General features: G+C 68.7%; 15 protein-coding genes. 9 read left to right on the top strand and 6 right to left on the bottom strand.

Going from position 1 to position 21,184, the window contains the following annotated elements; genetic code table 11:
• Window positions 1–4: 4 nt before the first annotated feature.
• The gene (gene mfd, locus D3654_RS17865; RefSeq protein WP_120522806.1) at window positions 5–3,652 is read right to left on the bottom strand and encodes a transcription-repair coupling factor; all 3,648 of its coding nucleotides are present in this window, start codon (window positions 3,650–3,652) and stop codon (window positions 5–7) included.
• Between the two features lie 121 nt (window positions 3,653–3,773).
• Here mfd and D3654_RS17870 point away from each other — a divergent pair, with 121 nt between their 5' ends.
• The 5 genes from D3654_RS17870 to D3654_RS17890 all read left to right on the top strand — a co-directional run bounded on the left by D3654_RS17870 (window position 3,774) and on the right by D3654_RS17890 (window position 8,959).
• Window positions 3,774–5,312 (top strand): SDR family oxidoreductase, encoded by a 1,539-nt coding sequence (locus tag D3654_RS17870; RefSeq protein WP_245413318.1) that lies wholly within the window; start codon window positions 3,774–3,776, stop codon window positions 5,310–5,312.
• Between the two features lie 54 nt (window positions 5,313–5,366).
• Window positions 5,367–5,864, top strand: coding sequence for a DUF2505 domain-containing protein (locus D3654_RS17875; RefSeq protein WP_120522808.1), 498 nt, complete (start codon window positions 5,367–5,369; stop codon window positions 5,862–5,864).
• Between the two features lies 1 nt (window position 5,865).
• Complete coding sequence (locus tag D3654_RS17880) at window positions 5,866–6,087, top strand: SCO4848 family membrane protein (RefSeq protein ID WP_120522809.1); 222 nt, start codon at window positions 5,866–5,868, stop codon at window positions 6,085–6,087.
• A gap of 151 nt (window positions 6,088–6,238) precedes the next feature.
• Window positions 6,239–7,564 carry a Na+/H+ antiporter NhaA gene (gene nhaA / locus D3654_RS17885; RefSeq protein ID WP_120522810.1) on the top strand — a complete coding sequence of 442 codons (1,326 nt, stop codon included), beginning with the start codon at window positions 6,239–6,241 and terminating at the stop codon, window positions 7,562–7,564.
• 81 nt (window positions 7,565–7,645) lie between these two features.
• The gene (locus D3654_RS17890) at window positions 7,646–8,959 is read left to right on the top strand and encodes a UDP-glucose dehydrogenase family protein (RefSeq protein ID WP_120522811.1); all 1,314 of its coding nucleotides are present in this window, start codon (window positions 7,646–7,648) and stop codon (window positions 8,957–8,959) included.
• Window positions 8,960–8,968: 9 nt separating this feature from the next.
• Here the strand turns inward: D3654_RS17890 and sufU are convergent, their stop codons facing one another.
• The 5 genes from sufU to D3654_RS17915 form a co-directional block, all read right to left on the bottom strand.
• Complete coding sequence (sufU, locus tag D3654_RS17895; RefSeq protein WP_120522812.1) at window positions 8,969–9,424, bottom strand: Fe-S cluster assembly sulfur transfer protein SufU; 456 nt, start codon at window positions 9,422–9,424, stop codon at window positions 8,969–8,971.
• A gap of 21 nt (window positions 9,425–9,445) precedes the next feature.
• Window positions 9,446–10,753, bottom strand: coding sequence for a cysteine desulfurase (locus D3654_RS17900; RefSeq protein WP_120522813.1), 1,308 nt, complete (start codon window positions 10,751–10,753; stop codon window positions 9,446–9,448).
• Between the two features lie 125 nt (window positions 10,754–10,878).
• The gene (locus D3654_RS17905) at window positions 10,879–12,450 is read right to left on the bottom strand and encodes a glycerophosphodiester phosphodiesterase (protein WP_120522814.1); all 1,572 of its coding nucleotides are present in this window, start codon (window positions 12,448–12,450) and stop codon (window positions 10,879–10,881) included.
• Complete coding sequence (locus D3654_RS17910) at window positions 12,447–13,745, bottom strand: hypothetical protein (protein ID WP_120522815.1); 1,299 nt, start codon at window positions 13,743–13,745, stop codon at window positions 12,447–12,449. The genes D3654_RS17905 and D3654_RS17910 overlap by 4 nt, the downstream gene beginning before the upstream one ends.
• A gap of 9 nt (window positions 13,746–13,754) precedes the next feature.
• The gene (locus D3654_RS17915) at window positions 13,755–15,284 is read right to left on the bottom strand and encodes a tyrosine-protein kinase domain-containing protein (protein ID WP_120522816.1); all 1,530 of its coding nucleotides are present in this window, start codon (window positions 15,282–15,284) and stop codon (window positions 13,755–13,757) included.
• A gap of 221 nt (window positions 15,285–15,505) precedes the next feature.
• Here D3654_RS17915 and D3654_RS17920 point away from each other — a divergent pair, with 221 nt between their 5' ends.
• From D3654_RS17920 to D3654_RS17935, 4 genes are all read left to right on the top strand, one after another.
• Window positions 15,506–16,798: a glycosyltransferase family 4 protein gene (locus D3654_RS17920; RefSeq protein ID WP_245413319.1), complete on the top strand. Its 1,293-nt coding sequence runs from the start codon at window positions 15,506–15,508 to the stop codon at window positions 16,796–16,798.
• A gap of 90 nt (window positions 16,799–16,888) precedes the next feature.
• Window positions 16,889–18,358, top strand: coding sequence for a lipopolysaccharide biosynthesis protein (locus D3654_RS17925; protein WP_162943785.1), 1,470 nt, complete (start codon window positions 16,889–16,891; stop codon window positions 18,356–18,358).
• Entirely contained in the window at window positions 18,355–19,287 is a 933-nt protein-coding gene (locus D3654_RS17930; RefSeq protein ID WP_120522818.1) for a glycosyltransferase family 2 protein, read from the top strand. Before D3654_RS17925 ends, D3654_RS17930 begins: the two co-directional genes overlap by 4 nt.
• Before the next feature lie 783 nt (window positions 19,288–20,070).
• Entirely contained in the window at window positions 20,071–21,105 is a 1,035-nt protein-coding gene (locus D3654_RS17935; protein ID WP_120522819.1) for a right-handed parallel beta-helix repeat-containing protein, read from the top strand.
• The last annotated feature ends 79 nt before the right edge of the window (window positions 21,106–21,184 follow it).

Below are 21,184 nucleotides of genomic sequence, written 5' to 3' on the forward strand. Positions count from 1 at the left end.
GAAGTTAGCCAGCCTTTACGGGTACGTCGGTGAAAATCGCTTCGATGACATTGTTGGCCCAGTTCAGGATCTCGGCGTCCTGCAGGTCCCGGCCGCCGATCTTCGCGGTCTTGGGCTTGGGGATCAGCACGGAGTCCAGGGCAGGCTTCACTTGCGAGCCCGGGTACATGCGGTTCAGGCGCATCACCTTGGACTCGGGCAGGTTCGCCGGGGAGAAGCGGATGAAGTTGCCTTGGAGCGCGACGTCGGACAGCCCGGTTTCGCGGGCCGTGACCCTGAAGCGGGCCACGGCGATGAGGTTCTGCACCGGCAGCGGTGGCTCGCCGTAGCGGTCCACGAGCTCGGCAAGGACCTCGTCGATGGCTTCGTTCGTGACGGCGGCAGCCAGCTTCCGGTAGGCCTCCAGGCGCAGGCGCTCCCCCGGCACGTAGTCGTGCGGGAGGTGGGCGTTCACCGGTAGCTCGATCTTCATTTCGGCGGCCTTCTCCTCGGCCTCGCCGCGGTACTCGGCCACGGCCTCGCCCACCAGACGGATGTAGAGGTCGAAGCCAACGCCCTGGATGTGGCCGGACTGTTCGCCGCCCAACAGGTTGCCCGCGCCGCGAATCTCCAGGTCCTTCATGGCCAGCTGCATGCCGGCGCCGAGCTCATTGTGGGTGGCCACGGCCTTGAGCCGCTCCAGCGCCACCTCGCCCAGGGGCTTCTCCGAGGGGTACAGGAAGTAGGCGTAGGCGCGTTCCCGGCCTCGGCCCACACGGCCGCGCAGCTGGTGCAGCTGGGAAAGGCCGTACTTGTCCGCGCCGTCCACGATCAAGGTGTTGGCGTTGGAGATGTCCAGGCCGGTTTCGATGATGGTGGTGCAGACCAGCACGTCGAAGCGCTTTTCCCAGAAGTCCACGATGATCTTCTCGAGCCGGCTTTCGGACATCTGCCCGTGTGCCACCTCCACCCGGGCCTCGGGCACGAGTTCACGGATCTGCGCGGCCACCCGTTCGATCGAGGACACCCGGTTGTGCACGAAGAACACCTGGCCTTCGCGCATCAGTTCGCGCCGGATCGCCGCGGAAGTCTGCTTGTCCGTGTACGGGCCCACATAGGTCAGCACCGGGTGGCGTTCCTCCGGCGGGGTGGCCAGGGTGGAGGTTTCGCGGATGCCGGTGAGCGACATTTCCAGGGTGCGCGGAATCGGTGTGGCGGACATGGCCAGCACGTCCACGTTGGTGCGCATTTTCTTGAGCGCTTCCTTGTGCTCCACACCGAAGCGCTGCTCCTCGTCCACGATCACCAGGCCGAGGTCCTTGAACGCGAAGTCCTTGGACAGCAGGCGGTGGGTGCCGATCACGACGTCGACGGAACCGGTCTTCACACCCTCCGCCGTTTCCTTCGCTTCCTTGGAGCTCTGGAAGCGGGACAGCGGGCGGACCCGCAGCGGGAAGCCGGAGAAGCGCTCTGTGAAGGTTTCATAGTGCTGCTGGGCGAGCAGGGTGGTAGGCACCAGCACGGCCACCTGCTTGCCGTCCTGCACTGCCTTGAAGGCGGCACGGACGGCGATCTCGGTCTTGCCATAGCCCACGTCGCCGGACACCAGTCGGTCCATGGGGATCTCCCGCTCCATGTCCGCCTTGACCTCGTTAATGGTGGTCAGCTGGTCCGGGGTCTCCACGTACGGGAAGGCCTCTTCGAGCTCGCGCTGCCAGGGGGTGTCCGGGCTGAAGGCGTGGCCGCGGGAGGCCATCCGGGCTGAGTAGAGCCGGATCAGTTCGCCGGCGATTTCCTTGACGGCCTTGCGGGCCTTGGACTTGGTGCTGGCCCAGTCCGCGCCGCCCATCTTGCTGAGCACCGGGGTGTCGCCGCCCACGTAGCGGGTCACCTGGTCCAGCTGGTCCGTGGGCACGAAGAGCCGGTCCCCGGGGGCGCCGCGCTTGGAGGAGGCGTATTCGAGAACGAGGTATTCGCGCAGCCCGGAATCTCCGGCCGAGGAACCGGCCACCTTGCGTTGGATGAGCTCCACGAACTTGCCGATGCCGTGCTGTTCGTGGACCACGAAGTCCCCGGCGTGCAGCTGCAGCGGGTCGACGGCGTTGCGCCGCTTGGAGGGCATGCGCCGCATGTCCTTCGTGGACGCGGCCGAGGTCCGCCCCAGCAGGTCCGCTTCGGTGAGCAGCCCCAGTTTGAGCCCGTCCAGGACGAACCCGCGTCCGACGGCGGCCGTGGTCACCTCGATGATGCCCGGCTGCGGTTCGTCGGTCAGGGCGTCCACCCGGGCGCAGGGAATGCCCGCGTCGTGGAAGAGCTCGGCCAGGCGCTGGGCCGGCCCGGGACCGTCCGTGGCCACCACGATCCGCCACTGGTCCCGCACGTGGGAGCCGATGAATTCGAGCATTTCCGCTACGTCGCCCTGGTAGCCGCGGGGTTCGCGGGCGTGCAGGTTCAGCACGTCGATGTCCAGGACCAGGTCCTCGTCGGTGGCGAGGGAGGTGATGGACCACCAGGACACCTCGTGGGCGAGGGCGGCGCTGCGGGTGTCCGTCAGTGAACGGAAGCTCGCGGCATGGAGGTCGGTTGCTGCCTGTCCGGCGAGGTCGAGGGGCGCCGCACCGCCGTCGGACGCCGTGGACCAGGCCGCCTCGAGGAATTCCTCGTTCGTGGCAGCGAGGTCGTGGGCGCGGGTGCGGACCTTCTCGGGTTCGATCACGACGGCGATCGAGCCGGCGGGGAGCTGTTCCACGAACGGCACCATGGCGTCCACCAGCACCGGGGCCAGGGACTCCATGCCCTCGACGGCGATGCCGCCGGCGATCTTCTCCAGCATGTCCGCCGCGGCCGGCATCTGCGGCTTCAGGGTGGCGGCGCGGGACATTACCGACGGGGTGATGAGGATTTCGCGGCAGGGCGGCGCATACAGTTCGGTGGGGTGCTTGATGGTGCCGGAGAGCGAGGTCAGGGAGCGCTGGTCTGCGACGGCGAACCAGCGCATCTGCTCCACCTCGTCGCCGAAGAATTCGATGCGCACCGGGTGGTCTTCGGTGGGCGGGAAGACGTCCAGGATGCCGCCGCGGACGGCAAATTCACCGCGGTGCGTGACCATGTCCACCCGCGAGTAGGCTGCGTCGGCGAGGCTGCGCACCAGGTCCGTGAACGGGACTTCCTGGCCCACCTTCAGGGAGACTGGCACCAAGTCCCCGAGCCCGGCCACCACGGGCTGGACCACCGCGCGGACCGGGGCCACCACCACGCGCAACGGGGCCGCGGTTTCGGGGTGGGCAGCGATTTCCGGGTGGGCGAGGCGGCGCAGGACGGACAGGCGCCGCCCGACAGTGTCCGAACGCGGCGAGAGCCGTTCATGCGGGAGGGTTTCCCAGCTCGGGAACGCGGCCACGGCGCCGGCGGGAAGGTAGGAGGCAAGCGCCTCCGTCAGGTCCTCGGCCTCGCGGCCGGTGGCGGTGACGGCCAGCACCACCGGGGCGCCGCCGTCGGGGGTGTCCGCGGACAGGCCGTCCGCCATCTCGGCGAGCAGGGAGGCACGCAGGCCGGCCGGGGCGCTGATCTGGTAATCCTCGCTGCGCCCGGCGAAACCCCGCGCGGCTTCCGGGCGGACCCTGGCGAAGCCGGCGTCTTCGCCGAGGACGCGGCGCAGGCCGTTGAGGCTCATGGCTGAAACTCCTAGGGTGGATCCGAGGGCAGGCAACACAAATGCCCGGAATTTCGAAGGAATACCCGGGACTTTCCAGCCTACCCCGCCTCCGGCCCGAGGAGCCCCCGAGGAGTCAGCCGTGCAAGCACCAGAAGCCAGCCAGTCCAACCCCAGCCAGTCAAGGACCGTGTTTGTCACGGGCTCCACCGGATACATCGGCGGCCGCCTGGTCCCGCGGCTCCTTGAGGCGGGCCACACGGTCAAGGTCCTGGTCCGTTCGCCGCAGAAGCTCGCCGACGTTCCGTGGCGCCGCGAGGTGGAGATCGTGCAGGACGGCCTCGACCGTGCGGAGAGCCTCACCGCAGCGCTGGAGGGCGTGGACGTCCTCTACTATCTGGTCCATTCCATGGCCTCCGGCGGCGGTTTCGAAGCCAAGGAGGAAGCCATGGCCCGGCTCGTCGCGGGCGCTGCGGCCAGTGCCGGCGTGGCCAGGATCGTGTACCTGGGCGGGCTCCATCCGGACAACGCCCCGCTCTCCACGCACATGCGCTCCCGCGAGACGGTGGGCCGGATCTTCCTGGACTCGCCCGTTGACTCGATCGTGTTCCAGGCCGGGGTGGTGATCGGCTCCGGCTCGGCGTCATTCGAGATGATCCGGCACCTGGCCGACACCCTTCCGGTGATGCCCGCGCCCAGCTGGGTCAACAACCGCATCGAGGCCATCGCGGTGCGTGACGTCCTGCACTACCTGGTGGCGGCCGCGGTGCTCCCGGGCAGGCTCAACCGCAGCTTCGACATCGGCTCCCGCGACGTCCTGAAGTACCGGGACATGATGAACGGGTACGCCGCTGAACGCGGGCTCCCCCGCCGCTTCGTGGTCGCCCTGCCCGTGCCCGCGCCGAAGCTCGCCGGCCTGTGGGTGGCCCTGGTGACGCCCATCCCGCTGTCCATGTCGTTCCCCTTGGTGCAGTCGCTACAGCACGACGCGGTGTCGCGGGAGCACGACGTCGACGGTTACATCCAGCAGCCCGACGGCGGCCTGACGCCGTACCGGAAAGCCGTCGCCCTGGCGCTGGGCAAGGAGCGGGACGGACAGGTGGAAACCACCTGGGCGAACGCTGGCATTGACGCCGCCCCGCTCCCCAGCGACCCGGACTGGGCCGGCTACAAGGTCTTCCTCGACGAGCGGACCTTCCACAGCCCCGCCACGGCCGGCGCCGTCTGGACCATCATCGAAGGCATCGGCGGCAGGAACGGGTGGTACTCGCTGCCGCTGGCCTGGCGGATCCGCGGCTTGGTGGACAAACTGCAGGGTGGTGCCGGGCTGAAACGCGGGCGGCGGCACCCAAAGACCCTGGGCACCGGCGAGGTGGTGGACTGGTGGCGGGTGGAAGCCATCGACCGCGGCCGGCTGCTGCGGCTGCGCGCCGAGATGCGCGCGCCTGGCCGCGCCTGGCTTGAGTTGTCGGTGGAGCCCGACGGCGGCGGGAGCCTATACAAGCAGCGCGCCATCTTCTTCCCCCGGGGTTTGGGCGGACGGCTCTATTGGCTGGGCGTGTACCCGTTCCACGGCATCATTTTTCCCTCGATGGCGCGGAACATCTCCGCGGCTGCAGCATCGCTGCCGGAAGCGCAAGTCAAAAAGGCCGGGTCCGATGTGGTCGGAGACACCCCGTAGGATGTTTGGGAGCCTCAAGAGCTCTCAACCGATAAAAACCATGGAGGACCCCCCATGCCCCTGGCCGCATCCACCACCCTGCCGCACAGCGTTGACCGCGTCGCCGCTGTCTTCGTGAACGAAGAGTTCATCAAGCACACCAGCGAACTCGTCGGCGGCACCCTCGAATCCTTCAACGTGGAAGGCGACCCCGCAGGCGCGTTCAGCACCGTCACGGTCCGCACCCTGCCCACCACCCGCCTCCCGGAAATCGCCCGCAAGTTCGTCGGCGAGAGCCTCACCGTCACCCAGACCGAAGAGTGGGCAGCCCCGGCCGCCGACGGCTCCCGCACCAGCACCATCGCCCTGAAGGTTGCCGGCGCTCCCCTGGACGTCACCGCCGCACAGCGCCTGGTGTCCGAAGGCGGCAGCACCCGGATCGAACTGGAAGGCAAGGTGACCTCCTCCGTTCCGTTCCTGGGCGGCAAGATCGCCGAAGCCGCCGAGCCCATGGTCGGCAAGGCCCTGAACATCCAGTCGCAGCAGGCCGAAGCCTGGCTCGAAAGCCACTAGCGTGCACCTCCCCGCAATCCTCGGCTGGGTGCTGGTTGTTGCCGGCGTCTGGTCCTTGGTGGTGTGGCCGCAGTTCCTCAAGCGCGTCATGAAGGACCCGCGTGCCCGGGACGCCGCCGGCAAGCCCACGAAGTTCCTCACCGTGCACGTGGTGCTGGTGAGCGTTTCCATGGTGCTGGGACTCGCGACGGCGGCAATCGGCGTCGCGGGGCTGCTCGCCTGACGCTGCCCCGCCCAACTGACTCGCAGTTGTTGTCGTTTCGAGCACTCATAACGACAACAACTGCGAGTCAGTTGCGTAAGATGGGACGCAAGGTGCGCCGGGAAGTCTGGTCGGCAACATTATTGCCGACCCCTCCCGCCAAGGAGCCGCCATGAGCCCGCAGCCCGTTTCCCCCCAATCCCCCGTACGCAGGGTCTTCGCGCGTGCCAGCTTCCCTGAATACCAACGGGTCCTGGCGATCCTGCGGACCGAAACGGTAGGCGGCGCCCTGCTGCTCTTCGCCACCGTGGCCGCCCTGCTGTGGGCCAACTCGCCGTGGGCCAGCGGCTACTTCGCGCTCCGGGACGTCAAGCTCGGCTACGCCCCCTGGCACCTCGAACTGAGCATCGGCCATTGGGCCTCCGACGGCCTGCTGGCCATCTTCTTCTTCATCGCCGGGCTCGAGCTCAAGCGTGAGTTCGTCTCCGGCGAGCTGCGCAACCCGGCGAAGGCCGTGGTCCCCGTGGCTGCGGCCGTGGGCGGCGTAGCCCTCCCGGCGCTCATCTACGTGCTCTTCAACTTTTCGGCCGGCGCGGAAACCCTGAAGGGCTGGGCCATCCCCACCGCGACGGACATCGCCTTCGCGCTTGCCGTGCTGGCGGTCATCAACACCCACCTTCCGGCGGCGCTGCGCACCTTCCTGCTGACGCTTGCCGTGGTCGATGACCTGATCGCGATCGGCATCATCGCCTTCTTCTACTCCACCGGGCTCCAGCCCCTCATGCTGCTCGCCGCCCTAGTACCGCTCGCCGGTTTCACGGTCCTGGTCCAGAAGCGCATCCGGTCCTGGTACCTGCTGCTCCCCCTGGCCGCGGCCACCTGGGCATTCGTCCACGCCTCCGGAATCCATGCCACCGTGGCCGGGGTGCTCCTCGGCTTCGCGGTCCCGGTGCTCTCTTCCGGCAGGAAAGGCGAACCCGGACACGGCCTGGCGGAAAGCTTCGAACACCGTCTGCGCCCCTTCTCCGCCGGCTTCGCCGTCCCCGTGTTTGCCTTCTTCTCCGCCGGGGTGGCCCTGGGTGGAGCCGCCGGCCTGGGGGCGGCCTTCACCGACCCGGTGGCCCTCGGCATCGTCGCCGCCCTCGTCGCCGGCAAGACCCTTGGGATTTTCGGCACCACCTTCATCCTGACCAAGTCCACCCGTGCCCGGCTGGACAGCAGCCTCGCATGGATCGACGTCGCCGGCCTGGCGCTGCTCGCCGGCGTCGGATTCACGGTCTCCCTGCTGATCGCCGAACTCAGCTTCGGCACCGCTTCCGCGCACAACGACCACGCCAAAGTGGCCATCCTGGCCGGTTCCCTGTGCGCGGCGCTGCTCGCCGCCGTCGTGCTCAAGGCCCGCAACCGGCACTACCGGAAGGTGGAGTTGGAGGAGCAGCGGGACGACGACGGCGACGGCGTCCCGGACGTTTTCGCCGCCCCTGAGCGCGGGGCCTGAAAGTTAATCCGGCGCACCCGGTGCGCTCCGCCGCCGATCGTCGTACTGTGTCCTCATCGGTGCGTCGACCATGGGGGTTGCATGCGGATTTCAGTCATTGGATGCGGCTACCTCGGTGCCGTCCATGCCGCATGCATGGCCAAGCTCGGGCACGAGGTGGTGGGGATCGAGACCGACCCCCACAAGGTTGCCGAACTGTCGGACGGCCACGCCCCCTTCTATGAGCCGGTCCTGGACGAACTGCTCAGGGAGCTCGAGGAATCAGGTCGGCTCCGGTTCACCACGGACATGGCCGAGGCGCGCGGCTGCCAGGTGCATTTTATCTGCGTGGGCACACCGCAGAAGCGCGGCGAGAACGCCGCCGACCTGCGTTTCGTCGACGCCGCCGTCGAAGCCGTGGCCGCGCAGCTGGGGCCGGGCGAACTGGTGGCCGGCAAATCCACAGTTCCGGTGGGGACGGCGGCCCGTTTGGCAGAGATCGTGCGCGAAGCGCAGCCAGAGGCCATGCTGGCCTGGAATCCCGAGTTCCTGCGCGAAGGCCATGCCGTCAGCGACACCCTGAGCCCCAACAGGCTGGTGTACGGCGTGGACTCCGGCTCCGAGGACCACCCCGCCGTTGCGCTCCTGGATGAGGTGTACGCCGAACCCATGGGCGCCGGGACGCCGCGCATGGTGATGGACTTCGCCACCGCCGAACTCGTCAAGACGGCCGCGAACTCCTTCCTGGCCACCAAGATCTCCTTCATCAACGCCATGGCCGAAGTCTGCGAAGCCACCGGCGCGGACGTGGTGCGCCTGGCCGAGGCGATCGGGGTTGATGACAGGATCGGATCGAAGTTCCTCAGCGCCGGCATCGGCTTCGGCGGCGGCTGCCTGCCCAAGGACATCCGGGCATTCATGGCCCGCGCGGGCGAACTCGGCGCCGACCAGGCCCTGACCTTCCTGCGGGAGGTGGACGCGATCAACATGCGCCGCCGCACGCGCGTGGTGGAACTGACCCGGCAGCTCTGTGGCGGCACCCTGATGGGCCAACGGATCGCAGTGCTGGGTGCGGCGTTCAAGCCCGAGAGCGACGACGTGCGGGACTCCCCGGCGCTGAGCGCTGCGGCCCAGCTGCAGCTGCAGGGAGCGGTGGTGACCGTGACCGATCCGCAGGCCCTCGAGAACGCGGCGAAGCGCTTCCCCGAACTGCAGTTGGAACCGGAAATGGAGACCGCCCTGGAACGGGCCGACGCCGTGCTGCTGCTCACCGAATGGAAGCAGTACCGGGACCTGGACCCGCACGAAACCGCGGCGCTGGTGTCCAAGCCCCGGATCCTCGACGGCCGGAACGTGCTGGACCCCGCCAAGTGGCGCGCGGCCGGCTGGACCTACAAGGGCCTGGGCAGGCCGTAAGGACAGGACCTACGCGGTGGTCGCCTGGGCCAGTGCGTCCTCCGCGGCCACCCAGGACAGCATGGCGCATTTGACCCGGGCCACGTAGCGGGCCACGCCTTCGAACGCGGCGGCGTCGCCCAGGACTTCGGGGTCGGCAGCGATCTTGCCGCGGGAGCGCAGCATCTCCCGGAACACCTCGATCAGCTGGCGCAGTTCCTCCGTGTCCGTGCCTTCGGCGAGTTCGGTGAGCACCGAGGCAGAGGCCATCGAAATGGAACAGCCGTCGCCGTCCCAGCGGAACTGGCTGATCCGGCCGTCGACGACGGCGAGCCGCACCGTGATCTCGTCCCCGCAGGTGGGGTTGAGCTGGTGGGACTCGCCGCAGCTGGCGCCGGCCGGCGGCTCGTCGGACGCCAGGCCTTCGCCGTGGCGCAGCTTCGAGTGGTCCAGGATGATCTGCTGGTAGAGGGCGTCAAGACTCATGTTTTTTCCTTGCGGTCCGGATCAGACCCGGAAGTAGGAGCGCACGCCGGACACGGCCTCGAGGAGGGCGTCGACGTCGTCGGTGGTGTTGTACAGGTAGGTGCTGGCGCGCGTCGTGGCCGTCAGCCCGAGCCGGCGGTGCAGCGGCTGGGCGCAGTGGTGGCCGACCCGGACGGCGATGCCGCGGTCGTCAAGGTACTGTCCGACGTCGTGGGCGTGGACGCCGTCGACGTCGAACGCGGCCAGGCCGATCCGTTCCTGGCCTGCGGCCGGGCCGAGCACCCGGATGCCGGGAAGCGCGCTGAGCCCGGAGACGAGGCGCTGGCCGAGGACCGTTTCCCATTCGTGGATCCGGGCGATGCCGGTTTCCTTCAGGTAGTTCGCGGCCGAGGCGAGGGCGATCGCCTGTGAGATGCGCTGCGTGCCGGCCTCGAAGCGCTGCGGTGCGGGCAGGAACGCGGCCTTTTCCATGGTGACGGTGGTGATCATGGAACCGCCTGTGAGGAACGGCGGCATGGCGTTGAGGTGTCCGGCCTTGCCGTACACGGCGCCGACGCCGGTGGGCGCCAGCATCTTGTGGCCGGAGAACACGGCGAAGTCCACGTCGAGGGCCTTGACGTCCACGGGCATGTGCGGCGCGGACTGGCAGGCGTCCAGCACCACCAGGGCGCCGTGTTCCCGGGCCAGGGCGACCAGTTCGGTGACGGGGTTGATGGTGCCCAGCACGTTGGAGGCGTGGGTGAACGCGAGTACCCGGGTGCGGGGGCCGAGGATCCTCGCGGCTTCCTCCATGACCAGGGCACCCGAATCGTCCACGGGAATGTAGCGCAGGGTGGCGCCGGTACGCATGGCGAGCTGCTGCCAGGGAATGAGGTTGGCGTGGTGCTCCATCTCGGTCACAACGATCTCGTCGCCTTCACCGAGGGCGAAGCGGGCGGATTCCGCCGGGGCGCCGGGAAGGGAGGCGTTGAGGAAGGAGTAGCTGAGCAGGTTCAGGCCCTCGGTGGCGTTGGAGGTCCAGACCAGTTCGTCGCTCCGGGCACCAATGAAGGCGGCCACCGTTTCGCGGGCGTCCTCGAAGGATTCGGTGGCTTCCACGGCGAGGTAGTGGGCGCCACGGTGCACGGCGGAATTGCGCTGTTCGTAGAATTCCTGCTCGGCCTCGATGACGCTCAGCGGGTTTTGCGAGGTGGCGCCGGAATCCAGGTAGACCAGGTCCCGGCCGTTGACCTGCTGGTGCAGGATGGGGAAGTCGTTGCGGATCCGCCGCACCTCGTCGTTGTCGAGGGTGCCTGCCGAATGGAGCAGATGTGTGGGGATGGCAACCATGGCGTACTCCTGGGTGGACCTGTGGGGCATGCGGCGCGGCCCGCTCCGGAGAGCTGCTCCGGTGGAGCGCGGGCCAATTACGTCACACTGACTGATCCTAATTATCCCACGGCCCCGGCGACCAGTTAGGTTAGGCACATCTCCTGTTGGCTGAGCGCCGTCACGGCGATCTTCCGGAACTCAACCGGGGCTCCGCCGTCGACCACTGACGACGCGTTCCCGGCCAGCAGCGCGAAGTAGCCGCCACGGAACGCCGTGTCGTTGCTTTGCGCGCTCCAGGTGCGTCCGCCGTCGGCCGAAGCGCTGGCCCGGACCCCCACCGGGGCCATTTCCACGCGGACCCGGAACCATCGGCCGTCCCCGATCCCCCCGCCGGCAGCAGAAGCAAGGGGCGCGGGCCGGCCCCGTCCTTTGTCGGCCCTGCCAAGGTCCAGGGACCCGTCCGCCGCGATGTCGAGCCGGTACCCGCCCTGCGTGGCCGCCTGCCCTGCACCGTCCGAGGGCGGGGCCACCGGGGAATCGTCGCCGAGGGCGAACGCGATGCCTGCCCGCCGGGCCCCGGAGGTGCCTTCCGGCCACCGGAGTTCGACGTCGAGGCGCCAGCCGGGCGCGGCGAGCGGCGCCATGGAGCCGACCGTGTAGGACCCGGCAGCTGCGGCGAAGCGCAGCGCATCGTCCACGAAAGCGGGCTGCTCGGTCCAGTCGCTGTCCGCGTTCCACGGCAGGTCCCCCGCGGGGCGGGTCCCCTCGCCCAGCGTGTCGGACGTTGCCGGGGCCACCCGCTGCAGCACGTAGGGCACGTTGGAACACATCATGCCGCGCACGCCAAGGCGCTGCAGCCGGTCCCGCTCCCACCTGCGGTGCACTTCCCATCCGATCACAGGTTTTCCCGTGGCCACGAGCTGCCGGATCTGTGCTTCCGTGCCCAGCGTCGGTACCCCCAACAGGTCCACCCGGTCCTGGAAGTCCGCGGCCCGGTCCAGCTCCTTGCTCGTGAAGTAGCCCCAGGTGGTGTACCCCCACTGCCGGGCGTAGAGGTGTCCCGGGGACATGGCAGGCTGCTTCCACACGATGTGCTGGCGGCTGTCCGGGTAGTCCTGGAGCATGGTGAAGATCGCATCGGCGTTGGTGCCGCCCTTGTCTTCCAGGAAGATCACGTGGCTGCGGGCGTAGGCGTTTAGGACGTCCCGCAGCCGGGGCATGGGCTCCAGTGGTGTGGCCGGCCCCAGCCAGGCGCGGGCGTCCACCCTGAGTTTGGCCAGCTCTGCGTAGGGGGTGGCGGGGATCTGGAGATCCTGGCCGCTGGTGCGCAGGGTGCCGGCATCGTGGTGGCACAGCAGCACGCCGTCGGAGCTGGCCCACACGGACACCTCGATCGCCTTCAGGCCCAGCGCCACGGACTCCGAATAGGCCCGCATGGTGTGTTCGGGCCAGTTGTCCCCGGAGCCCCGGTGCGCGATGTAGAAGGTCTTCGTGGAGAGCAGGTCCTTGATGGTGTACGGGCCGCCGGGCTGCAGCGGGACGTCGGAAACGGGCGCCAGGGTGGGGACGGAGGTGGCGGTGGCGCCTGGCTGTGGGCAGCCTCTGCAGCCGCTGAGCGCGGTTCCCGCAACGAGCGCGCTTCCTGCCGCAAAGGCCCCTTGCACCGCCAGGGCGAGGAAGCCGCGGCGTCCGAAGGCAGCGGCGCTGGCCTTCACCGCCGGCCCACCGTCTCGGCGTCGAGGTCGAGGCGCGCGGCCTTCGCCAGCTGCCCCTGCCGTACCACCTCGTCGCCTGCCATGACAAGCATCGCGAACACGGTCCAGATCAGGATGGCCGCGGCGGAGCGGGTGGCCAGCGAACTGTAGGTCTGGGGCACCGCCACGGCCAGGAGCCCGGCCAGCGTGAGGCCGCGGAAGTGGTGCCGGGTGGCGTGCTTGAGGACCAGGTACGCCATCATGCCGAAGTAGAGCAGGGCAAACACGATGCCGAAGTCGATGCTGTACATGACCAGGGGGCTTTCGAAACTGGTCTCCAGCCCTCCCTGCACGGCTACCCGGTAGCTGGCCCCGATCCCCTGGCCCGCGATGAAGTAATCGGACCAGTGGGCCACGAAGTATTCCAGGGCGCGGCCCCGGGCCTCGGCCGAACCGGTGTCGTCCTCCAGCCGTTGCGCCACGCCGGCCACCAACGGCGACTGCACAATGAACCACGTAGCCACCGAAAGCACGGCAAGAAAGCCGACCTTCACCCACGCCCTGCGCTTGGCGAAGAGCACCACGGCCACCACCGAGAAACCCACCACGAACAGGCCCACCCTGGACTGGGTCACCAGCACCCCCGTGATCATCAGGATCAACAGCAGCGCCTGGAGGGAGTTGTGCTTCAGGCCCGCGACCAGCGGGGCAGCCACGCAGATGGCCAGGGACAGGGCCAGCGGCTGGTCCAAGGTGCCCATCCAGCGGTCGGTGTCCGGGTTGAACCAGTACTGGGTGAGGAAGCCCTCTTCGTAGAAGAGCACGCTGTGGGTCAGCCACTGCACCAGGGCGATGACGCAGGTCAGGGCCACGAGGGTGAGCAGCATCGTCCGCAGCGCGGTCACCAGGCCCGGGTCCGTAAGCGCAGCGGAAAGGAGGATGAGGAAGAACAGCACGGGGGCCAGGATCTGGTCCACCAGCAGCACCATGCCCCCGCCTTCCTGGGATGTCCGGGAGGCCAGGAAGCCGGCCGCCACCACCAGGGCCAGGCCCATGAACAGGAAGAACTCGCGGGCCAGCACCCGCCGCAATGACACGGGGTCGTGGGCCAGACGGACTATGAAGGCCGCGAAGATCAGCCAGCTTGCGGCGTGCATCGACAGGGAGCCGCTGTCCACCCCGGTGATCAGGGGGCTGCCGACCGTTGGGACCAGCATCCACAGGCCCAGGACGGCTGCGATGACCCACCGGATCCGCCGGCGGAACAGCCACGCAAAGCCGAAGCAGCATAGGACCCAGAGGGCCAACCTGACCATGGTGTGCCGCTATCCGCGCTGGGGCGGCGGCAGCGCGGCACCGTCCGGGTCTTCGCTGGCGGACGTGCCGGTGCCGCCGTCGCCGTCCCGGCTATGGAGGGGACCGCCGTCGGTTCCGGAGCGGCCCTTCCCGCCGGTGTCCGGCCAGCCGCGCATGCGGCCCGGATCCACGGTGTCCGCGCGGTGGGCACGGCGGGTACGCGGCCCCCTGCGCCGGTGGGCTTCGGCGAGCCGGTCCGGCAGGGCGTTCAGGGCGATGCCGAGGATCCGGCTGTCCACGGCCCGGAGGTTTTCGAGGCCCGTGGCCAGTACCTGCCGGGTGACCTTTTCGTGCCGCACCACCAGCACCACGCCGTCCGTGAGGGACGCCATCATGGCTCCGTCGCTCAGGGGCTGCAGGGACGTGGCGTCCACGACAATCCGGCTGTACCGTTCCTTCAGCGCCGCCAGGACCTCCGGCGTGTGCTTGCTGCCCAGCAGTTCGGTCGGCTGCGGGGGAACCGTGCCCGCACCGATCGCGTGCAGGCCCTCAAAGGGGGTCCGCTGGATCACCTTGTCCAGGGCCAGTTGGCCGGACAGGACATTCGACAGCCCGGTGGTCTTCGCCAGGCCCAGTTCGAGCGCGATTTCCGGGCTCCGGAGATCGGCCTCCAGCAGCAGCACCGTGTGGCCGGCCTCCGCCCAGGCTTTCGCGAGCAGGAATGCCGCGGTCGTTTTACCTTCCCCGGCGGTGGCGGAAGTGACGGTCACCGAGTTCAGGTGTTGGGACTGGGTCAAGTGGTCCACGTTGGTCCGGAGTCGCCGGCCGGCCTCGTCCACCAGGGAATCGGGCCGGCGATCAAGCAGCTTGCCGAGGCTGCGGGCTGCGGCGCCGTTCGGGATGCGGACCAGCAGCGGCAGCCCGGTAGCGGCTTCCACCTGCTCCGGAGTGCGCAGGGAGTGGTCCGCCAAGCGGCGGCCGACGGAGATTCCGATGCCCAACGCGACCCCCAGCAGCAGGCCCAGGGCGAGGTTCAGGCCAACCCGCGGCGCCACCGGGGCGTCCTCAGGGGTGGGTCCGGACACCACGGTCAGGACGGTCTGGGCAGAGCCCTCGGGTTTGCGGCCTTCCTCGAGTTCGTTCACCGCGGGGCCGAAGTTCTTCGCCACTGCCGTGGCCATGGCCACGGCATCGCTGGCGTCCGGCATGGTCACCACGACGGTGAGCAGCCGGGTGTCGCGGTCGCCGGAAGCACTGATGGCTTCCTGTGCCTGCGCGCCATCAAGGGCGACGCCGCTGTCCCTCAGGAGCCTCCCGACGAAGAGGTCGTTCTTCACCAGGGCGGCGTACGTGGCGATGCGGCCTCGGGAGAGTTCGTCCGACTGCAGTGCCGACTGGCCGGTGACGGGAGGCGAGACCACCAGGAAGCGGACCGTGCTTTGGTACTGCGGTTGCATGTTCGCCGTGACCACCCAGGCAGCGCCCAAGCCCACCACGGCGCACACCAGCACCACCCACCAGCCGCGCGCTATTGCACGGAGATACTCTGACAGTTCCAAAGAGCCGCCCCCAAGGTGGCTTCCAGGGCTGTTCCGCTCGCCGGCCCGGTCCCTCGTTGCCTTGTCTGTTTCGCACCATTATTGAACGCCTGAACCCGCTTCGGAAGGCTTCCCAGCCGGGGGTTTGCCGGGCGGCCGGCGGCGGCCGGAAGTGCTGGCCAAAGGCTTCCGGCGGTCCTAAGCTGCTGCTACCACGGGCGGCCCGAGCGGACAGGAGAAAAGTGCGCGCTTCCCACCCCCGGCCCTCAGTGTTGGTGGCCCACCCGAGCGCCGATCTCTACGGCTCGGACCGCGTCCTGCTGGAAACGGTCGACGGCCTGCTGCGCCATGGCGCCAGGGTGCTGGTGACCGTTCCGGCGCCCGGTCCGCTGGTGGCCGGCCTGCGGGCGCGCGGCGTCAATGTGGTCTATTGCCCGACGCCGGTGCTCCGGAAGAGCTTCCTCTCCCCCGCCGGGGCGTTGAAGCTCGCCGCGGCTGCGGTGCGCGGCGGCCTCGCGGGAATCGCGCTGCTGCGCGGCAGCCGCCCGGACCTCGTCCTCGCCAACACCATCACCGTGCCGCTGTGGACCCTCCTGGCAAGGCTGTCCGGGATTCCCGTCCTCACACACGTCCACGAGGCAGAATCGAGCGCTCCCCGCCCCCTCCGGACGGCCCTGGCACTGCCCCTCCTGCTCTCCACCGACATCGTCACCAACAGCAGCTTCAGCGCCGATACGCTCACCGCCTCCCTCCCCCGGCTGCGGGGCCGGGCGACGGTTGTCTATAACGGGGTGCCCGGGCCGGACGCAGTGGTCCCGGCGCGCAGGGAGCTCGACGGCGGCCTGGAAGTCGTGTACCTCGGGCGCCTTTCGCACCGCAAAGGGGTGGACGTGGCGATCGACGCCGTACTGCGGCTGCGTTCGCAGGGCGTGCAGGCCCGGCTGTCCCTGGTGGGGGCCGTGTTCCCCGGCAATGAAGCCTACGAAGAACAGCTGCGGGAACAGGTGGCCCACGCGGGAGCAGCGGAGTTCATCACCTTCCACGGTTTCCAGGACGAGGTATGGCCCTTCCTGGCCGCGGCCGACGTCGCCGTGGTGCCCTCCCGGCTGGACGAACCGTTCGGGAACACCGCCGTCGAGGCCCTCCTCGCCGCGCGGCCGGTGATCGCCAGCAACACCTCGGGGCTCCGGGAAGCGGCAGGCGGGTATGGCACAGGGCAATCAAATGGCCCAGGGCAATCAAACGGCGCAGGGCAATCAAAAGGCGCAGGGCAATCAAACGGCGCAGGGCAATCAAAAGGCGCAGGGCAATCAGGTTCAGCGCAGTTGTATGGCTCTGTACAGTTCGTCGAGCCCGGCGACGCCGGAGCGCTTGCCGGGGCCCTGTCCACGCTGCGGGACCGCTGGCCGCACTACCGGGAGCAGGCGCTCAGCGACGCGCAGCTGGCCCGGGAGCGGCACAGCCCGGAAGGCTACGGAGACAACATGGCGCGGCAGGTGGCCGCCGCCGTCGGCGTCCGGAGCGGGAAGCGCTGAACCGCCATGCACCGCCATCCCGCCGCAGCCAAACCCTCCCCGCCCGGCCTCCCCCCGGGCGGGACGCCGGCATTCTCGGGACGGACCGCGGTGAGCGGGGTGCGCTGGAGCCTGTCGGCGGTGCTGGCACGGCAGGGTTTCCAGATGGTGTGCGCGGTGGTCCTGGCCCGGATCCTGGGCCCGGAAAGCTACGGCATCATCTCCGCCGCCACTGTCTACACCACGTTCGCCGCCCTCTTCCTTGACCAAGGCCTGTCCTCGGCACTGATCCAGCGCCCCGAAGTCAGCCGCCGCGCCGCCGGCGCTACGGCCACCGTGAACCTGTTGTTCTCCGTGCTGATCGGCGCCGTCACGGTGGTCCTGGCGCCGTGGGCGGGGGCTTTTTTCCATGCGCCGGGAGTGGCCGCGCTGCTCCTGCCGCTGGCTGTCGCGATTCCGCTCAAGGGCCTGGCAATCACTCCGCGCGCCATGCTGTCCCGGGAGCTCCTGCTCCGCCAGGTGGCAAGGGCGGACATCGTCGCCGCGGCCGCAGGCGCGACGGCGGGAATCACCGCAGCGCTTCTGGGTGCGGGCTACTTCGCGCTCGCCTACCAGGTGATCACCACGGACCTGCTCACGTCAGTGTTGCTGATCGTGGCCTCCCGGGGACCATGGCCCAATTTCCACCTGGGCGAAGTGCGGCCGTTGCTGGCCTTCAGCCTGAGCGTGTTCTTCACGGACTTCCTGGCGTACTTTTCGCGCAACGTGGACAACATCCTGGTGGGCCGCTTCCTGGGGGTGCTTCCCCTCTCGCTGTACAGCATGGCCTACCGGATCATGGTGGTGCCGGTGCAGCTCGTGGGGCAGACCGTCAACCGCATCATGTTCCCGGCGTTCTCCCGGGCCGCCGGGGATATGGCGGTGGTGGCAGGGCACCTGCTGTCCGCCTCGAGGGTGGTGGCGATGCTCGCCGCGCCTCCGATGGCCTACGTGGCGTGCGCAGCGCCTGAGCTGGTGCACGTGGTGCTGGGTGACGCCTGGGCACCTGCCGCTCCGATCGTCACGGTGCTGGCGATCGGCGGCATCCGGGAAACCCTCTTCTACATCACGCCGTCCCTGATGAAGGGCCTGGGCAAGGGCCGGCTGATCGTCCGCTACGAGATCCTGGCCGCGATCGTCCAGGTGGGCGGCATCGTGGTGGGCCTGCAGTTCGGCCTGCTTGGGGTCGCGGTGGGCCTCGTGGGCTTCGGGTTCCTCCTCGTCCCGGTCCTGCTGGCCATCCAGTCCCGGCTCAGTGGCCTCAGGATCCGCAAGCTGCTCGGGGCCTTGCTTCCCGCCGTGCACTCCTCCTTGTGGGGTGCCGCGGCGTACCTGGCGGTCCGTTTGCTTGGGTGGCCGGCGCCGGCCACCGCCGCGGCGGGCCTCCTGGCGTTTGTCCTCGCCGGCACCGCTGCCCTGATCCTGTTCCACCGCAGGCATCTGAAGCTGTTCCTCTCCCAGTCCAAGGCGCTCGTCGCCCGGCAGGACGCACAGCAACCGGGCGCCGCCAAGGAGGAACCACTCGTGAAGGAGCAACCATGAGCCAGGGAGCCGCTGGATCGATCGTCGTCGCCGTCCTGACCTACAAGCGCCCCGACGACCTGGCCCTGGCCATACCGCGGCTGCAGGAGCAGTTGGCGGGCGTCGGCGGCACAGCCTCGGTCCTGGTGGTGGACAACGATCCGGCGGGGAGCGCACGGGCCGCCGTCGAGTCCTTCGCTTCCCCGCAGGTCCGGTACGTCCACGAGCCCCGTCCCGGGATCGCGGCCGCGCGCAACCGTGCCCTGTCCGAGTCCGCCGCGGACTCCGTGCTGGTGTTCATCGACGACGACGAGGTCCCCACGGAAAACTGGCTCCGCACCCTGGTGGACCTCCACAGCTCCACCGGGGCGGCCGCCGTCGTCGGCCCGGTGGTGAGCGAATACGCCGCGACGCCCGAACCCTGGATCCAGGAAGGCAGGTTCTTTGACCGGCGCAGGCTCAAGACCGGGACGCGCCTCACCGTGGCTGCCACCAACAACCTGCTCCTGGACCTGCCCCAGATCCGTGCGTTCGGCCTCGGTTTCGACGAGCGCTTCGGCCTGAGCGGCGGCTCTGACACCCTCTTCACGCGCAAGCTGGTGAGGCTGGGCGGGGTAATGCTGTGGTGTGACGAGGCGGCCGTCATCGACCGGGTTCCGGTCTCGAGGCTGACCCGCGAGTGGGTGCTCCGCAGGGCCCTGCGCAGCGGAAACTCGGCGGCGAGGGTGAGCCTTGAACTGGCGGAGAACGCCGCCCAGAAAACCCTTGCGCGGGGCAGGCACCTGGCGTCCGGGGCGGTGCGCGTGGCCGGCGGCAGCGCCCGGCTGCTCGCCGGGACGGTTACAGGGTCCATGTCGCTGCGCGCACGGGGCCTGCGGACGATCGCCCGCGGAACCGGCATGGCCTCCGGAGCCTTCGGGTACGTGTACAGCGAATACAAACGCAAGTAGCAGCCCGCTCGTTCCCCCCGGGAAAGTGACCCGCACCACAGGCCAATGGTCCCGCCGCGGCCTCGCGGGCACCCTCCGGCGAAGAATTTTTCGTCACAATTTCGGCCGCCGGGACCCTTCTCATAAAATTCCCGGAATCCCGCGGATTATCCCGGCGTGTCGCAGCTTTGCCAAGAACCGTTACCAAGTCGAAATCATCGCTTGAGAACGGATTTTCGGCCGTTACCGATTTGCAACAAAAGTCCGGGCTCTACTAGCGTGGTTTTCCGTTAGCCGGGGTCGGGGATGCCTACGGGAAACGCCAGCGGTGGTTTGCTCCACACTGGCACCGCACATTTTCGCCGGCCCGGCGTTGCTCTGCAGCCCGGTCCCACGGTGCGTTTCCCCGTGCCCGGAATCCAAAAACGCAGGGGCAACAACCATGGCGATCCACCTACCGCCACGAGCGAACACCCGGCCGAAGCCTGCCGCGATGCCCGCCGTCCACCCGCTTGCGGGCCGGCTCCACGGAGCCTGCGCCGCCCTCACGGGTCCGATGGCATCGACACCGGCTCTCGCAGTCCTTTCCCGTCACCCGGGGTGCCATGGAGCACCGGCCGCGGTCTCACGGGAAATCTTCCGATGCGACACGCTCGCATTGCCCCGCCAGGACTATCGCAGCCATACCGCAGCGGCATACGCTGCAACGGCTAGCGCTCCATTTTTCCCGGGCACATCCGGATTTCCGCGGCCGCTGGGTGCCACGGTCCTCCAGGACGCCCACGACGAAGCAAGGAATGAACTTTGAAGCCAAGCATTGAACTATCCCGCCGCAAGGCTCTCGGTCTCGGCGCCGCTGGCGTCGTGGGAGCCGTCGCTGCGAGCTACACCGTTGCCGCTCCTGCCAGCGCGGCAACCCGTTCGGACCTCATCCCCGGGACCTACAAGCCGAACAACACCAACACCGGTGTCATCGCGGGCACCACGCTGACCCCGTACAACACCAGCTATGCCGACCTCGTCATCACCCGGGACGGCACCCTGCTGGAGAACCTGGACATCTACGGCGACATCAAGGTCCGGGCCCGCAATGTGGTCATCCGCAACTGCCGCCTGCGCGGCGGCAAGCACATCCCGTCGTCCAACACGGGAATCGTGGACGCCAACAGCGCCAACTGCTACAACCTGCTGGTCCAGGACTGCACCATCATCCCGGACCGCCCGTCCTACTACCGTGACGGCATCGTGGGCCATGAATTCACCGCCCGCCGCAACCGCATCAAGCGCAGCAACGACGGCATCGGCGCCTTCAACCGCCCCGGCGGCTCGGTGTACGCGAACGTTGTCATCGAAGGCAACTACATCAACGAGCTCACCTACTGGAGCAACGACCCCGCCCACAGCGACGGCACCCACAACGACGGCATCCAGGTCCAGGGCGGCCAGAACATCCGGATCGTCGGCAACACCGTGGTCGGCTCGATCGTCACCGGCGCAGGCAGCGCCCCGAGCCCGCGCGGAACCCACGGCGGCTGCACCATCATGCTGCAGCAGAACGTCGCGAAGCTGGCCAACGTGGTCGTGGAGCGCAACTGGGTGGATGACGGCCAGACCTCCATCAACATCGCCGTGGGCAGCAAGTACCCGGACATCGTTGTGACCGTGCAGCGGAACTTCCTGGGCCGCAACCAGTACGACTACGGCAACGGTTCCAAGTACCCGATCCGCATCATCAGCCGTTCGAGGAGCAAGGTCACCGGCCTGTTCATCAACCGCTGGGAAGACAACAACGTCTACCTCGCCGAGGGCCGCAACCTCGGCATCCGCTACGACAGCTAAGCTGCCGCTGTTCCGGAACCCGGAGCGCACCGGAACGCAGGAGTGCCCTGCCGCCCTTCGATGGGTGGCAGGGCACTCT

The organism is Arthrobacter celericrescens (genome assembly GCF_003614925.1).
Lineage (GTDB): Bacteria > Actinomycetota > Actinomycetes > Actinomycetales > Micrococcaceae > Arthrobacter > Arthrobacter celericrescens.

What these genes read in the sequence shown, in the direction of transcription:
- mfd (WP_120522806.1), bottom strand. Translation starts at nt 3,652, where the DNA reads ATGAGCCTCAACGGCCTGCGCCGCGTCCTCGGCGAAGACGCCGGCTTC.
- D3654_RS17875 (WP_120522808.1), top strand. Translation starts at nt 5,367, where the DNA reads ATGCCCCTGGCCGCATCCACCACCCTGCCGCACAGCGTTGACCGCGTC.
- nhaA (WP_120522810.1), top strand. Translation starts at nt 6,239, where the DNA reads ATGAGCCCGCAGCCCGTTTCCCCCCAATCCCCCGTACGCAGGGTCTTC.
- D3654_RS17890 (WP_120522811.1), top strand. Translation starts at nt 7,646, where the DNA reads ATGCGGATTTCAGTCATTGGATGCGGCTACCTCGGTGCCGTCCATGCC.
- sufU (WP_120522812.1), bottom strand. Translation starts at nt 9,424, where the DNA reads ATGAGTCTTGACGCCCTCTACCAGCAGATCATCCTGGACCACTCGAAG.
- D3654_RS17900 (WP_120522813.1), bottom strand. Translation starts at nt 10,753, where the DNA reads ATGGTTGCCATCCCCACACATCTGCTCCATTCGGCAGGCACCCTCGAC.
- D3654_RS17910 (WP_120522815.1), bottom strand. Translation starts at nt 13,745, where the DNA reads ATGGTCAGGTTGGCCCTCTGGGTCCTATGCTGCTTCGGCTTTGCGTGG.
- D3654_RS17930 (WP_120522818.1), top strand. Translation starts at nt 18,355, where the DNA reads ATGAGCCAGGGAGCCGCTGGATCGATCGTCGTCGCCGTCCTGACCTAC.